Here is a 15,508-nt window from a genome sequence, read left to right as displayed (position 1 = left end):
CGGCCATGCTCACGCGGGCCATCAGCCGGCTGAGCCACTGCGCGTAGCGTGAGATGAAGCGCGACGAATGCGCCTCGATGCCGACCGTGACGACCGGCTTGTTGCGAAGCACCGCACGGAGCATGGCTTTGGCAACGGTTTCGGGCTTGAGCCCACGCAGCTGGTAGAGCTTGGTTGCGCGGGCACGCAGTTTGGCCTGCTGCGCCTCGGTCGTGCCGGCGTAGACGGTGGAGGCCATGATTCCCGTCTCGGCAAAGCCCGGGCAGATGGCCGAGACGCCAATGCCCTGCCCAGCCAACTCACCTCGCATGCATTCGGACAGCATCAGCACGGCGGCCTTGGTGGTCGCATACGCGGCAAGGTCGCGTGAGGGTGCAAAGGCCGCTGCCGACGCGGTATTCAAGATGTGCCCACCCTGCCCGCGCGCCACCATCTGCCTGGCGAACAGCCGCGCGCCGTGGATCACGCCCCACACGTTCACATGCAGGATGCGTTGCCAATCGCGCTCGGAGGTGTTGACAATGCCGCCGGCCATACCAATGCCTGCGTTGTTGACGACAATGTCAGCGCCACCCAGCACCTTGCCGACCCAATCGACCAGGGCTTCCATCTGCTCGGCGTTACCGACGTCAACGGTGCGTGCCCATGCCTTGCCGCCGGAGAGGCGGATAAGCGTAGCGGTGCGCTCGGCGTCCTCCGCGCGGATGTCGACTGCGACGATGGCCGCGCCTTGTTCCGCAAACTCCAGCGCCGCACAACGCCCGATGCCGCTGCCCGCACCGGTGACGACGGCCAGCTTGCCCGTGAGCGGTTTGCGCGGGTTGTGCCCATCATGCTGGCGGGCACGCTGCAGCGCCTCGGATTCAGGCTTCCCCTCGGCATGCTCGATCAACTCGCGCGCCATCCCCGCCATACGCTCGGCATGCGTGACCGGCAGCCAGTGCCGCGCGACGACTTCACGCCGCCAATAGTTCGGCACCCAGCGCGCGAGATCCTCCGACAGCGCTGGGCTCACGTACTTGTCCAGCGTCGGCACGATCACCTGCACCGGTGCATGTGCAACGCGCTTGCGTGGCGTGAACAGGCTGCGGATGAAGTTGGCGCGATACAGCGAGACACCGCGTACCCCATCGGCCGTCTGTGTGGCACGCGGCGCGATGGTGGTCTTCTCCACGCGACGCAGCACGCGCGGCCAGGCCCGGCCCAGCCAGAGGCGCCAGCTCAACTCCGGCACGATCGGCAGATGGAACAGCAGCACGTACCACGAGCGCACGAGTTGCCCCAGCATCTTGCCCAGCGACGCTGGCGTCGGCCGCAGCAGCCGCGCGCGCATCCAATACCCAACGTGATCCAGGCACGGCCCCGAGCACGACGTGTACGACGCGATGCGCCCGCGCAGGCGCGCTTCCGTCACGAACTCCCACGACTGGATCGAACCCCAGTCGTGCGCAATCAGGTGAACAGGCTTGCTCGGGCTCAGCGCATCAATTACGGCGATGAAGTCGTCGGTCAGCCGCGCGAACGTGTAATTGCGCATTCCCTTGGGCGCGCTCGATTGCCCTGCGCCGCGCACGTCATAGGCGATGACGTAGTAGTCGCGCGCGAGTAGCGGCGCCATCTCGTGCCAGACCTCGCTGTTGTCCGGGTACCCATGGACGAGCACGACGGTCGGGCGAGCTGGATCGCCCCAGGTCTTGACGGCGAGTGCGACATCACCGGATTGCACGGTGCGCTCAGCGCGCGGAAAAGCGGCGGCCGGCTCGAACAGCGCCAGCGGGGCCTCTTCAAGAAGCGTTTTCATCTGTGGCTCCGCAAGCATCATGCGGCACGCTGCTGCGCGAGCTGGCGTTGCTGCTGCCGTTGTTGCCACCTGCGCACGTGCGGCAGGTCGTCGTCGAGCCAGTAGGCATCGTCCTCTGTAATGACGAGCAGCTCTTCGAACTTGGCGCCCACCCCGTGGAAGCCCAGGTGCGGCTCGACTGCCCACAGGCCCGGCACCGGCGCGTGCTCGGAGCGGCGGTCGATCGACCATAGCGGCGACCACCCTTCCTGCTTGCCGCTGCGCACTTGGTCAAGGATCAGGTTGCGCGTGGCATTGAGCCCGAAGCGCGCCACGAAGCGCGGCTTGGACGGGCTTTCCAGCTTGGCCACGCGATGTGCCAGTACCTTGAACGGATAGGCCTTGTGACGCGGCTCCACACCCTGCTTCATGCAAAGCTGATCGACCGCTCGGGCCACATCCGCCATCGGGCGACGCTCACGGATCAGACGCACGATCAGCTCGCGATGTGCCATCAGATCGTCCTGCAGTTGTTCAAGGATGGCGTTCTCGCCAAGACACGTGGCATAGCCCACGTCGGCAATCACCCCGTTACGCACCGGCGCCACATCCAGAATGACTGGCATGTTCTCCTCCAGCCGCCGCGACGAGGGGAAGAACGCCATGTTGAAGCCGGCCATGTGCGTCAGGCCGGAGAACCCCTGAAACGCCGTGCGATCGCCAAACCAGGCGAACGGCTTGTGCAGCCAGTCGTGCACGCCGCGGTCACCCAACCACTCGGTGAGCAGCTTGGCTGCATCCTTCTCCGTCATGCCCGGGCGCAACATGCCCCCGACCGCTTCAACGCATTGGTAGGCGAGTTGCTGGATTTCACGAAACTGCGCGAGTTCGTCGACACTGGCGCGCGCCAGGGTGGGGTTCGGCATGGCCGGTCTCCTTGCGAACCCATTGACGCTTTGGCCGCGCGATGCGGATTGCGAACAGGCTCTGAGTCTGGTTATCGAGGGGTGCTCAATGGCACCACGCACAATGTTCCATTACTCAATGGCAAAGTCAATGCGGGACTTTTCTGGCGTTTGAAAACGCCATGTGACCGGTAACCGACAGGAAAACGAGATCAGCTAGCGCGGCGCTGGCGCACCGCTTCGAACAGGCAGATGGCTGCTGCGGCAGCCACGTTGAGGGATTCCATGCCGCCTGGCTGGGGGATCGTTACGGGTGTGGTCACCGCCGACAGCCATGCGTCGGACACGCCCGCACCCTCGTTACCAAAGACCCAACCGACGGGCGCATTCAATCGCACATCGAAGACGGCCTGCTTGGCGTGCGAGGACGTTGCCAGCAACGGCACCTGAATGCGCGGATGCACGTTCTCGAACGTGCAGTGCTCAACAATATTCAGGTGGAAATGCGCGCCCATTGCAGCGCGCAAAGTCTTGGCCGACCACGCGAAGGCACACCCCGCCGTCATGAACACATCGCGCACACCTGCCGCCGCAGCGCAGCGCAGGATGGAGCCGACGTTGCCGGCGTCCTGAATACCATCCAGGATGACGCAATCGGCATCGATGACTTGCGGCAGATGACCTTCAGGCGTTTCGATCAAGGCGATCAGATCCACGCCATTGACAACCGTGGTGAGCTGGGAAAACAGGTTGTCGGCCAGCAGGATGACAGTCTGCGGATCAATGCGATCGAGCAGCACCGTGACTTCCGGGTGAGCGACATGACGCTCGGAAACCAGGATCTGGGCGGGCGTCTGGCCTGCATCCAGAAAGGCAGCAACCAGATGCACGCCGTCGAGCACGGATTGTCCTGCGCGTCGGCGTTGCTGTGTCGAGCCCGACAGCGCTTTCAGGTGCTTGAATACGGCGTTGTCGCGGGAAGTGATGTGCTTCATGAAAATCAGTCGTCCCAGGCGGGGCTACCACCCGCAGTCGTTGCAGCCGGCGCTTCCAGCGCACGGCGCACCGGTGCAAACGAGCGGCGATGATGCGGTGTCACGCCATGCGCTTCAATGGCGGCCAGATGCTGAGGCGTGCCATAGCCGGCGTGTACGTCAAAGCCGTACGCCGGAAACACCGCGTGCAAAGCAACCAACTGCCGGTCACGCGTGACCTTGGCAAGAATCGACGCCGCCGAAATCTCCTGCACCAGCGCATCGCCTTTGACGATGGCCTCCACGGCAAACGGCACCTGCGGACAGCGATTGCCGTCCACCTGTACGAGGTCAGGCAGCGTGCCCTTTGCGGCCACGCCTTGCACGGCGCGCTGCATGGCCAGCATGGTCGCATGCAGGATGTTGATCCGGTCGATCTCCTCGACGGTCGCTTCTGCCACGTGCCAGGCGAGCGCCTTTTCGATGATCTCGTCGTACAGCGCCTCGCGTTTTTTGGCGGTGAGGATCTTGGAATCGGCCAGCCCAGCAATCGGCTTGCGTGGGTCGAGGATGACGGCAGCGGCTGTCACCGGCCCGGCCAGCGGCCCACGGCCAGCTTCATCTACGCCACATAGAATGCGGTGCGCACGCTTATCGGCATTGTCTGCCGACTCCTGCGACAGCAGCAGGCCCAGCTGATCCGGATTGGGTTTGCGGGAAGCCATGGCGTTAAAGCTGACCGCGGCTGCGCAGCAGGTCGACCACGACCTTCGCACCGATCTCCGCCATGTTCTGCTTGAGCGTCAAGTGCATCTGTGTGAAATGCTCGCGCAGGAAGGTGGCATTGCCGTGGTCGCTCAATTGCAGCAGCGTCTCACGCGCAAGCGCCTCGGGCGTTGCGTCGTCCTGCAGCAGTTCGGGCACGACAAAGCGGCCGGAAAGGATGTTCGGCAGCCCCACGTAAGGCAGATACCCCTTGCGCTTCATGATCTGCGCCGTCAACCAGGGCACCTTGTAGGTGATGACCATGGGCTTCTTGTACAGCGCAGCTTCCAGCGTGGCCGTACCGCTGGCGAGCAGAATCACGTCAGCAGCTTCCATGGCCGCGTGCGACTGGCCGTCCACCACCCACAGATGCAAGCCCGGGTGCTCGGCACGCAGGGCATCGACCCGCTCGCGCAGCGTCACGCTGGCGGCCGGCAGCACGAATGCGATGTCCGGCTCAACCGCCTGCATGCGTGCCATGGCGGCGAACAGCGTCGGCCCGAGGTTCTTGACCTCGGAGTTACGGCTGCCCGGCAGCACCGCCACGATCTTGCGACCCATCGGAAGACCCAGGCGCGTGCGTGCACCTTCCACGTCCGGCACCAGCGGAATCACGTCTGCCAGCGGATGACCGACATAGGTGGCCGGAATGCCAGCCTTGGCGTAGATTTCGGGCTCGAACGGAAACAGGCAGAGGATGTGGTCAACGGCCTTGGCGATCGTTTTGATGCGCCCGGCACGCCACGCCCAGATCGACGGGCTAACGAAGTGCACCACCGGTACACCTGCCCGCCGCATGGCGATCTCGACGTTGAAATTGAAGTCCGGTGCATCGACTCCGATGAAGGCCAGCGGCGGATTGGACAGCAGATCCTGCTTGAGCCCCTTGCGAATGGCGAGAATCTCACGCAGTTGACCAAGCACTTCCACGTAGCCGTTGACCGACAGCTTGTGCATCGGCCAATTGGACTGGAAGCCCTGCTCGGCCATGCGCGCACCGCCGATGCCGTTGTAGACAATATCGGCGGGCAGTTGTGCGTGCAGCCCCCTGAGCAGCAGCGAGGCCAGCAGATCGCCGGACGCCTCGCCGGCCACCATGCCGATGCGGCGCGCCGGTGCAGCCCCCTGGGCTTGCTCGATCAACGCACGATGCCGCGCTTGGTGGCGGCGATGAAATCAGCAAACGCGGTCAGCACTTCACGCGTCGGGGCATCGTCAGCCTGCGCGATCTGTGCCGCAATCTCGGCCTTGGCCTGATCGAAGCTCAGATCGCTCTTGTAGAGCAGCTTGTACGATTGGCGCAAGCCTGTGATCTGCTCTGCCGTGAAGCCGCGGCGGCGCAGACCTTCGACGTTGATGCCGTGCGGCGCGGCCTTGTTGCCACCCTTGTCGCTCGCGGCAATCACGAACGGCGGCACGTCCTGCACCAGCGCTGACGCACCGCCCAGCATCGCATGCGCACCGATGCGCACGAACTGGTGCACACCCGACATGCCGCCCAGAATGGCCCAATCGCCCACTTCCACGTGGCCGGCAATCTGCGCGTTGCTCGAGAACACGGTGTGATTGCCCACGCGGCAGTCGTGCGCGATGTGCACGTAGGCCATGATCCAGTTGTCGTCGCCAATGGACGTGATACCGGCATCCTGCGAAGTGCCGGTGTGGATCGTGGTGAATTCGCGGATGGTGTTGCGGTCGCCAACGATGAGCTGCGTCGGCTCATCGCGGTACTTCATGTCCTGCGGGCGGCCGCCCACCGACGCGAAATGGCCGATGCTGTTGTCGCGACCGAGCGTGGTGTAGCCCTCGACCACGGTGTGATGACCGACACGTGTGCCCGCACCCATGCGCACGTTGGGGCCCACGACGGTAAAGGCGCCGATCTCGACGCTCGAATCCAGCTCGGCCTTTGGGTCGATCAGCGCGGTCGGATGAATCTTGCTCGTGCTCATGCGGCTCCCTTCGGTTCGTCCTTGATGATCGCGCACATGATTTCGGCTTCGGCGGCAACCTCGTTGTCCACCATGCCGAACACCTTGAACTTCCAGAAGCCACGCTTGCCACGCAGCAGTTCCGCGTGCAGGCAGAGTTGATCACCAGGCACGACCTGCCGCTTGAAACGGGCGCCATCAATGGCTGTGAACAGATAGAGATCGTTCTCGTTGCGTTGGTGACCGGGCTCACCAAAGGTCAACAGTGCCGCAGTCTGCGCCAGCGCCTCGAGAATCAGCACACCCGGCATGACCGGATGCCCCGGGAAGTGGCCGTTGAAGAACGGCTCGTTGAACGTGACGTTCTTGATGGCCTTGATGCGCTTGCCCGATTCAAACTCGACCACGCGGTCGACCAGTAGCATCGGGTAGCGATGCGGCAGCAGGTCGAGGATCTTCTTGATGTTGAAATCGCTGACGAGGCTGGTCGTCGCATTCGTCACATTCGATGCTTCGGTCATGATTCTTTGCGCAGGTCTTTGACCTGCTGTTCCAGTTGTTGCAACCGTTCGCGCATGCGCGTCAGGCCTCGGACGATGGCCGCGTTACGTTCCCAATCGCCGTGCGGCATAAACGGGAAGACGCTGGTGAAGTGACCACCGGGTTTGGTGATGGATTTGGTGATGGACGTACCGCCCGAAACAGTCACGCGGTCCGCAATTGTCAGGTGGCCGGCAAAGTTGGCTGCGCCACCGATGATGCAGTAGCGCCCGATCTTCGTACTGCCGGAAATGGCTGCACAGCCCGCGATGACGGTGTACGCACCAACATGCACGTTGTGCGCAATCTGCACCTGGTTGTCGATTTTGCAGCCCTGCTCAACCACCGTGTCGGCCATGGCGCCGCGGTCGATGGCGGTATTCGCGCCAATCTCCACATCGTCGCCAATCACTGTACGGCCGATCTGCGGAATCTTCACCCACTCGCCGCCTTGCGGGCCGAAGTCTGGCGCAAAGCCGAAACCATCTGCACCAATCACTACGCCGCTGTGCAAGATGCAGCGCGCACCCACCACACAGCCGTGGTAGATCGAGACGTTTGCGTAGAGGAGCGTGTCGTCGCCAATGCGCGCATCCGCGCCGACGAAGCCATTGCCAGCAATGCGCACGCGCTCTCCGAGCACGGCGCCCGCCTCGATGATCACGTTCGGGCCGATTGAGCACGATGCCGGCACCACGGCCCCCTCACCTACGCTCGCGCTCCGGTGGATACCGGGCACTACCGGCCGCGCAGTCAGCGCAACAAAGCGCTGGGCAACGCGGGCAAACGCAGCATACGGATTGGCGGCCACCAACCAGTTCCGGCCATTGACATGGCCTTGGGCGGCAAGCGTTTCCAGATCGCGGGGCGACACGATGATCGCCCCCGCACTGGAGTCCACAGCCTGATTGAGATACAGCGGATTGGAAAGGAAGGCGAGCTGATCGGCGCCGGCCTGATCCAGCGGCGCGATCGACTTGACGATCAGGCCTGCGTCACCCTGGACGGTCGCGCCGAGCGACGCGGCAAGTTCACCAAGCGAAAACGACATGCGAACAACCTCATTTCGCCGATTGCGAAGCCGCGTTCAGCGCCTTGAGCACATCGTCGGTGATGTCGATGCGCGGATTCACATACACCGCTTCCTGCACGATCAGATCGTACTTGCGCTGCTCCGCGATCGAACGGATCACTCGGTTGGCGCGCTCAAGCACCTGGGCCAGCTCTTCGTTGCGACGCTGGTTCAGGTCTTCGCGGAACTCCCGCTGCTTGCGCTGGAAATCGCGGTCCAGATCGGACAGCTCGCGCTGGCGGCGGGTGCGGTCAGCATCAGCCAGCACGGCCGAGTCCTTGTCCAGCTTGTCGGACATCGCCTTGAGCTTGGCGGCCGTGTCCTGCAGATCGCGATCGCGCTTGGCGAACTCAGCCTCCAGCTTCGCCTGAGCCGCCTTGGCGGGCTGCGAATCGCGCAGGATGCGCTCGGAATTGACAGCGGCGATACGTGCTTCCTGCGCAGCAACCGGCAGTGCAAAGCTAGCGGCGGCGAGTGCTGCGAAGGCAACCGACACGCCCATGCGGGACAATGTGACGCGTGTGGATTTCATGATGAATGCAGTCATTAGAATGCCGTCCCGATCTGGAACTGGAAGCGTTGAGTCTGGTCTTCGGCCTTCCGCTTGATCGGGAAGCCCATGCTGATCTTCAGCGGACCAATCGGCGACAGCCACGACAGGCCGAAACCGGTCGAGTAGCGCATGTCGCTAAGCTTGTACGGCTGGGCGGCTTCTGCGAACACGTTACCGTAGTCGAAGAAGGTGAACAGGCGAACGGTGCGGTCCACACCCGAGCCCGGCAGCGGGAAGATGAACTCCACGTTGCCGACGATCTTGCTGGCGCCACCAATGGCAATACCGTTGGCATCGCGCGGGCCCAGCGTGCTGGTTTCATAACCACGCACCGAGCCGATACCACCCGCGTAGTAGTTCTTGAAGATCGGGAAGTCCTTGCCGCCGTAGCCGCGGCCGTAGCCGAACTCGTTGTTGAAGGCCAGCGTGAACGACTTCGAGACCGGGTAGAACCACTGGTGCTGGTAATACGCGCGGTAATACGTGATGCCGCCCGGAACACCAATTTCCAGATTGGCCTGCTGATAGCGGCCACGGGTCGGGACCAGCGCGCTGTCACGCTGATCCTTCGACCAACCGATCGTGAACGGGAAGTTGTTGGTGATGCTACCGTTCTTCGCAACCCAGTTCTGATAGGCCAGCGGCGTGTTGGACGACACGTCGATGGACGTGCGCTCGTAGCCGATACCAAAGAACACGGTGTCGGTTTCCGAGAACGGCACCCCAAACTTCATGTTGCCGCCCTGCTGCACGATCTTGTACGTCGTATCGCCGGTGTAGTACAGCGGCTGATAAGTGCGGTAGTACAGTTCGGTCGAGCGGCTGATACCGTCGGTCGTGAAGTACGGGTCGTACTGCGTTACCGCGATGGTACGGTTTGCCTTGGAGGTGTTCACATCCAGGCCCAGGCTGGTACCGGAACCGAACACGTTGTCCTGACGGATACCGGCCGAGAGCACCACCTTGTCAGTCGACGAGAAGCCCACACCCAGGTTGATCTGGCCGGTCGGCTTTTCCGTCACGTTGACGTTGACGTCCACCTGGTCTGACGTGCCCGGCACGTCTTCGGTAGTGATGTTCGCATCAGTAAAGTAGCCCGTGCGGTTGATGCGGTTCTGCGAAAGCTGCAGCTTCTCGCCGTCAAACCACGAAGCTTCCATTTGGCGCATTTCACGGCGCACCACTTCATCGCGCGTCTTGCTGTTGCCAAGCACGTTGACGCGGCGCACATAGACGCGACGGCCTGGATCGACCACCAGCGTGAGCGCAACCGTACGGTCCTTCTGGTTGATCTGCGGCTGGGGGTTGATCGTGGCAAAGGCGTAACCGTACGTGCCAAGCAGATCGGTGATCGATTTGGTCGTGGCCGACAGCTTCGCCGAGGAGAACACATCGCCCTGCTTGAGCTTGATGAGCTTCTCCATCTCGGCCTGCTTGGAGAGCAGTTCACCAGTCAGCTTGATATCCGACACCTTGTACTGCTCACCCTCGTGGATGTTCAGTGTCAGGTAGATGTCTTTCTTGTCAGGCGTAATGGAAACCTGAGTCGACTCGATCGCGAATTCCAGGTAACCACGATCCAGGTAGAACGAGCGCAGCGCTTCCAGGTCGGCGGTCAGCTTCTGCTTCGAGTACAGATCGTTCTTCGTGTACCACGACAGCCAGTTGGGCGTGGACAGCTGCATTTCGTCGCGCAGGTCACTTTCCTTGAAGGCCTTGTTGCCGACGATATTGATCTGGCGAATCTTGGCCGTCGGGCCTTCGTCCACCGTGAAGGTGATCGACACGCGGTTGGCGTCGACCGGCGTTACAGTGGTCGACACATCGGCGGCGTAGTAGCCGCGCGAGACGTACTGACGCTTGATTTCCTGCTCAGCACGGTCGATCAGCGACTTGTCGTAATAGCGGGCTTCGGCCACGCCCACGCCACGCAAGGTACGGCGCAGTGCGTCCTTGTCAAACTCCTTGAAGCCGATGAACTCGAGCTGCGAGATGGCCGGACGCTCTTCCACGCGCACCACCAGCACGTTGCCTTCGGCACGGATCTGCACGTCCTTGAAGAAGCCGGTGTTGTAGAGCGCGCGGATCGATTCGGCACCCTTCTCGTCGGTGAAGGTCTCACCTACCTTCACGGGCAGATAGCCGAACACGGTACCCGGTTCGACGCGCTGCACCCCCTCCACGCGAATGTCCTTCACGACGAACGGCTCCACTGCATGAGCCTGACCGGCAGTCACGGTCAGCACGGAGGCCGCCAGCACGCTGAGCGGGAAGCGATGTTGTCTGATCAATCTAATCCCCTAAATTGGATCCGGTTGGAATCCACTTCCGAGTGTTTTCAAAATCTTGGGTTGCCCGCTCACGCTTGTTGCAACGCATAGACTTGCCGACAAAAACAAATGCGGTCTAGCCTCGAGTCAGAAACAGCCGACTCAAATCGTTGTACAAGGCGAGCGAAGTGAGAAGCAGAATGCAGGCGACGCCGATCTTTTGGAGTACTGCTTGCCAGGATTCCGGCACGGGTCGGCCTGTCAAAAATTCCACGCAATAATACAGCAAATGCCCCCCATCCAATACCGGAACGGGCAACAAGTTCAGGACACCAAGGCTGACGCTGATCAGCGCAAGAAAACCTACAAACGTCTGCCAGCCAAGGCTTGCCGCCTTGCCAGCAAAGTCCGCCACCGTAATCGGACCGCTCAGATTCTGCAGCGAAGCCTGTCCTACGATCATCTTGCCCAGCACCTGCAGTGACAGCACCGAGGTCTGCCAGACCTGGCGCAATCCATGCACCAATGCGGCGCCCGGCGTATCACGCATCAGCGCGGTCTCGACCTTCTGGTTGAGCTGCGCGCCAAGCTTGCCGACCTTCGCCCCATTCTGGTTCTTCGGATCGGCGTCGGCATCGGGCCGCACCGGCAGCGTCATTGGTTCGCCGTTGCGCAAAATATCGATCGAAGCGTTCTGCTCCGGCATGGCGCGAATCTGGCGGATGAGATCCATCGCTTGGTCTGCAGGCTGCCCAGCGAAGCGGACAATCTGGTCACCGGCGCGCAACCCGGCACGGGCAGCAGCACTATTTGGCAGAACATCGACGATGGTGACCGGCCCGCCCAGCAGGCGCAACCCGATCTGGTCGATCACGTCGGCCTGGGGCGTACGCGCGGGGCTCGGCAAGCCCTGCAGGCGAACCGTGCGCTCCGTGCCATCGGTACCACGCACCTGCACGAGCGCGTCATGCCCGCCGATGCCTGCCGAATACAAACGCATGCGCACATCGCTCCAGCTACGCACAGGGCTCGGGGCTTCAACGTCGGTGCCGACGGCAATCACATGATCCTTCGCACGCAGATCCGCCTGCGCAGCAATGCTGCCTGGGGGCGGCGCACCGAGAATGGGCACCGGCTCAACGGCCCCAACCCACGCGAGGACGGCGTACAGAACGATCGCCAGCAGGAAGTTGGCGACAGGGCCCGCAGCCACGATGGCGAAACGCTTATAGACAGGCTGATGGTCGAAGGTTCGTGGCAGATCTTCGGGCAGGATTGGCGGGTCCTTTTCTGGGTCCCTCGTGCCCTCGCCCAACATCTTGACGTAGCCGCCGAGCGGAATGGCGCAGATGGTCCACTCGGTGCGGTCTGGGCCGCGGCCGACATGGCGGAACAGCACCTTGCCGAAGCCGACCGAGAACCGCAGCACTTTCACGCCGCACAAGCGCGCGACACTGTAGTGGCCCAGTTCATGAATGACGATCAGCACCGCGATCGCAAAAACAAACGCTAAAACGGTCTGCAAGAACCTTCTCCGGATGCACTGATGGGCGTGCACGGGCGCAACCCGCGCGAGCACACTATGTTACCCGCTCGCTCTGACGGAGCACTTGTCACGCAGCTGGCAGATGCACGCATGCCGTCGCAATGTAGCGCTCGGCCTGGCCACGCGCCTGCGCGTCAGCGGCAAAGACGGTGTCGAGCGAGTCTGCCGGCACGATGGAAGCACGCGCCAGCGTGTCGCCCACCACGGCGGCAATATCGGTAAAGCGAATGCGGCGCTGCAAAAATGCGTCGACCGCCACCTCGTTGGCGGCATTCAGCACAGCAGGTGCCGTGCCACCGGCGCGTAGTGCATCAAATGCTAGTGCGAGGCACGGGAAGCGGTGCAGGTCCGGCGCCTCGAAAGTCAGTGTGCCGGTGGCGGCCAGGTCCAGCAGCGGCACACCAGCCTCAATGCGCTCCGGGTGCGCCAGCCCGTATGCAATCGGCGTACGCATGTCTGGGTTGCCGAGCTGTGCCAGTACCGAGCCGTCGTCGTAGCCGACCATTGAATGGATCACGCTCTGCGGATGGATCAGCACTTCAAGGCGCTCGACCGGCACACCGAACAGCCAGTACGCCTCGATCACCTCCAACCCCTTGTTCATCATGGTGGCGGAGTCGACAGAGATCTTGCGTCCCATGACCCAGTTGGGGTGAGCGCAAGCTTGGTCGGGCGTAACGTCTGCGAGGGTGTCCACGGCACGCGTGCGGAATGGGCCGCCCGAGGCAGTCAAGACGATACGCGACACGCCACGGCCAAACGTGGGGGCCTGCTGCGGCAGGCACTGGAAAATGGCGTTGTGCTCGCTGTCGATCGGCAGCACGGTGGCGCCATGCTGGCGCACGGCGTCCATGAAGAGCGCGCCGGACATCACCAGCGCTTCCTTATTGGCCAGCAGTACGCGCTTGCCCGCACGCACAGCGGCCAGCGTGGGGCGCAAGCCTGCGGCACCAACAATGGCCGCCATTACCGCATCGCAATCAGGGTGCGCTGCGGCCTCCTCCAGCGCCTCGGGGCCAAAACGGATGTCGATGCCAGCCGCATCTGTACCAAGCTGCTCGCGCAGCGCATCAGCGGCCGCTGCCGAGCCAAGCACAGTCATCTGCGGACGAAACTCACGACACAACTTGGCGAGCTTGTCGGCCTGCGCATTGGCGGTGAGCGCGAATACGCGGTACTTGTCTGGGTGACTGCGCACCACGTCGAGCGTGCTGTCACCAATGGAGCCGGTCGCGCCAAGAACGGTCAAACGCATCATGTTCGTGGACGCCTCAGGAAATCAGCAACGCGGCCAGGGGGAACACCGGCAACAGCGCGTCGATACGGTCAAGCACGCCGCCATGGCCAGGCAGCAGTCGGCTGCTGTCCTTCATGCCGACCTGGCGCTTGAGAAGAGACTCAAACAAATCGCCGCCGATGCTTGCGGCCACCAGCACGATCGTCAGCGCCAGAGCGACGGCTGCGCCGTTCTGGTCGAACTGGTGCGAGAACCATGTCGGCGCAAACCAATGCGTAACACCTGCCACCGTCGCGATGATTGCCACGAGCACTGCCCCACCGATCGCGCCTTCCCATGACTTGCCGGGGCTGATGGTCGGCGCCAGCTTGCGACGGCCGATGGCCTTGCCAACGAAATAGGCACCCACATCTGCCGCCCATACGAGCACCGCGACGGAGAGCAGGAAAGCCACCCCCTGCGCGCGCAGCGCGATGGCTGCATGCACGAACGCCGGCAAAATCACCAAGCCCAGCAAGGTAAAAACAACCTTGCGTATGCTACGCAATTCGCGCACGCCGCCAGCCAGCAGCCCCCAGGCCACTACCCACGCGATCACCGCACCATGGAACAGCGGCCGCACATCCCCACACACAGGGATGTCGTGCCAGGCGATCGTCAGCACAACGACGACCACTGCATACAGCATCGGCCCCCACCAGCCCGGCAACCGCACGAGCCGCCCCCATTCCCAAGCTGCCAGCATGGCAAACACCGTCACCAGCCCAGCAAGGCCGGCTGGCGGTGCGAAGAAAAGAATGGGCAGGATGACAATCAGCAAGCAGACAGCGGTAATGACGCGAGTCAGCAGCATGTGTCAGGCTCCGGCAGATAGCGCGGGGGGAACATCGGACTCAAGCTGCGCACTGGTGCGACCAAAGCGGCGCTCGCGATTGCGATACCAGGCGAAGGCACGATCCAGTTCTGCGGCATCGAAATCGGGCCAGTAGCGATCGGTGAAATACAGTTCCGAGTACGCAAGCTGCCAGAGCAGGAAGTTGCTGATGCGCTGCTCGCCACCGGTGCGGATGAACAGGTCCGGCTCGGGCGCATAGGCCAGGGCCATGTGCGGCGCCAGAACGTCTTCCGTGATGGCCTCGGGCGCGATGCCCGGCTGCGCCACCATCAATGCACGCATGGCCTGGAGAATGTCCCACCGGCCGCCGTAGTTGGCGAGGATGGTGACCGTCAGGCCTGGATTGGCAGCCGTCTTAGCCTCCGCTTCGCGGATCAGCAATTGAATGCGCGGGCTGAACGCCGACAGGTCACCCACCACGCGCAGGCGGATGCCGTTCTCATGCAGCTTGTTCACCTCGCGGCGCAGCGCTGTCATGAACAGCTTCATCAGAAAGGTGACCTCTTCGGCCGGGCGGCGCCAGTTCTCAGAGCTGAAGGCAAACAGCGTCAGGTAACCGACACCTCGGCGCGCCGCAGCCTCAACCGTTGCACGCACGGCGTCGAGGCCGCGGCTGTGCCCTGCCACGCGCGGCAAATGGCGCTCGGTGGCCCAGCGGCCGTTGCCATCCATGATGACGGCAACGTGGCGCGGGGTATCGGCGGTGTCAGGCACCGCCTGTGTGGAACTGATATGCATGAATCGGGCTTCCCGCAGCTGGCACCCTATGCGCCAGCCTTGGGAGACGGCCTTACACCGTCATGATTTCCTTGTCTTTCTCGGCGACCAGCTTGTCGATCTCGGCGACAAACTTGTCGGTCAGCTTCTGCACGTCATCACTACCGCGACGCTCGTCATCTTCCGAGATGGCCTTGTCCTTGACCAGCTTCTTGAGTTGTTCGTTCGCATCGCGGCGCAGATTGCGCACGGCGACCTTGGCGTCTTCACCCTCACCCTTGACGACCTTGGTCAGCTCCTTGCGGCGCTCTTCGGTCAAGGCA

The 15,508-nt window shown here is 62.8% G+C and carries 15 protein-coding genes; all 15 read right to left on the bottom strand.

The genetic code is table 11. The features are described from left to right. A partial coding sequence (locus JHD73_RS21460; protein ID WP_199032224.1) for an SDR family oxidoreductase occupies positions 1-1,801 on the bottom strand: 1,801 nt, incomplete at its 3' end. A gap of 17 nt (positions 1,802-1,818) precedes the next feature. Continuing rightward, complete coding sequence (locus JHD73_RS21455) at positions 1,819-2,706, bottom strand: M24 family metallopeptidase (RefSeq protein WP_199032223.1); 888 nt, start codon at positions 2,704-2,706, stop codon at positions 1,819-1,821. 191 nt (positions 2,707-2,897) lie between these two features. Beyond that, positions 2,898-3,680, bottom strand: coding sequence for an RNA methyltransferase (locus JHD73_RS21450; protein WP_199032222.1), 783 nt, complete (start codon positions 3,678-3,680; stop codon positions 2,898-2,900). Positions 3,681-3,685: 5 nt separating this feature from the next. Beyond that, positions 3,686-4,384, bottom strand: a complete 699-nt coding sequence (gene rnhB, locus JHD73_RS21445; protein WP_199032221.1) for a ribonuclease HII — start codon at positions 4,382-4,384, stop codon at positions 3,686-3,688. A 4-nt stretch (positions 4,385-4,388) separates the two neighbouring features. Beyond that, positions 4,389-5,522 carry a lipid-A-disaccharide synthase gene (gene lpxB / locus JHD73_RS21440; protein ID WP_233177098.1) on the bottom strand — a complete coding sequence of 378 codons (1,134 nt, stop codon included), beginning with the start codon at positions 5,520-5,522 and terminating at the stop codon, positions 4,389-4,391. A 41-nt stretch (positions 5,523-5,563) separates the two neighbouring features. Next, on the bottom strand, positions 5,564-6,376 hold the full coding sequence (lpxA, locus tag JHD73_RS21435; protein WP_199032219.1) for an acyl-ACP--UDP-N-acetylglucosamine O-acyltransferase: 813 nt from the start codon (positions 6,374-6,376) through the stop codon (positions 5,564-5,566). Next, complete coding sequence (gene fabZ / locus JHD73_RS21430; protein ID WP_199032218.1) at positions 6,373-6,876, bottom strand: 3-hydroxyacyl-ACP dehydratase FabZ; 504 nt, start codon at positions 6,874-6,876, stop codon at positions 6,373-6,375. Before fabZ ends, lpxA begins: the two co-directional genes overlap by 4 nt. After that, complete coding sequence (gene lpxD / locus JHD73_RS21425; protein WP_199032217.1) at positions 6,873-7,946, bottom strand: UDP-3-O-(3-hydroxymyristoyl)glucosamine N-acyltransferase; 1,074 nt, start codon at positions 7,944-7,946, stop codon at positions 6,873-6,875. The genes fabZ and lpxD overlap by 4 nt, the downstream gene beginning before the upstream one ends. Positions 7,947-7,956: 10 nt before the next feature. Beyond that, positions 7,957-8,514, bottom strand: coding sequence for an OmpH family outer membrane protein (locus JHD73_RS21420; protein WP_199032216.1), 558 nt, complete (start codon positions 8,512-8,514; stop codon positions 7,957-7,959). Further along, entirely contained in the window at positions 8,514-10,781 is a 2,268-nt protein-coding gene (gene bamA / locus JHD73_RS21415; protein ID WP_368735554.1) for an outer membrane protein assembly factor BamA, read from the bottom strand. Before bamA ends, JHD73_RS21420 begins: the two co-directional genes overlap by 1 nt. A gap of 145 nt (positions 10,782-10,926) precedes the next feature. Next, on the bottom strand, positions 10,927-12,315 hold the full coding sequence (gene rseP / locus JHD73_RS21410) for an RIP metalloprotease RseP (RefSeq protein ID WP_199032225.1): 1,389 nt from the start codon (positions 12,313-12,315) through the stop codon (positions 10,927-10,929). Between the two features lie 88 nt (positions 12,316-12,403). Then, positions 12,404-13,594, bottom strand: coding sequence for a 1-deoxy-D-xylulose-5-phosphate reductoisomerase (ispC, locus tag JHD73_RS21405; RefSeq protein WP_199032214.1), 1,191 nt, complete (start codon positions 13,592-13,594; stop codon positions 12,404-12,406). 13 nt (positions 13,595-13,607) lie between these two features. Continuing rightward, the gene (locus JHD73_RS21400) at positions 13,608-14,426 is read right to left on the bottom strand and encodes a phosphatidate cytidylyltransferase (protein WP_199032213.1); all 819 of its coding nucleotides are present in this window, start codon (positions 14,424-14,426) and stop codon (positions 13,608-13,610) included. Between the two features lie 3 nt (positions 14,427-14,429). Beyond that, positions 14,430-15,206, bottom strand: a complete 777-nt coding sequence (gene uppS, locus JHD73_RS21395) for a polyprenyl diphosphate synthase (RefSeq protein WP_199032212.1) — start codon at positions 15,204-15,206, stop codon at positions 14,430-14,432. A gap of 52 nt (positions 15,207-15,258) precedes the next feature. After that, positions 15,259-15,508, bottom strand: a 250-nt coding sequence (locus tag JHD73_RS21390) for a ribosome-recycling factor (protein WP_199032211.1), incomplete at its 5' end; no start/stop codon positions are given.

The sequence above is a fragment of the Ralstonia sp. ASV6 genome, from assembly GCF_016429285.1.
GTDB lineage: Bacteria > Pseudomonadota > Gammaproteobacteria > Burkholderiales > Burkholderiaceae > Ralstonia > Ralstonia flaminis.
This window is presented reverse-complemented; position numbering and strand designations above follow the sequence as displayed.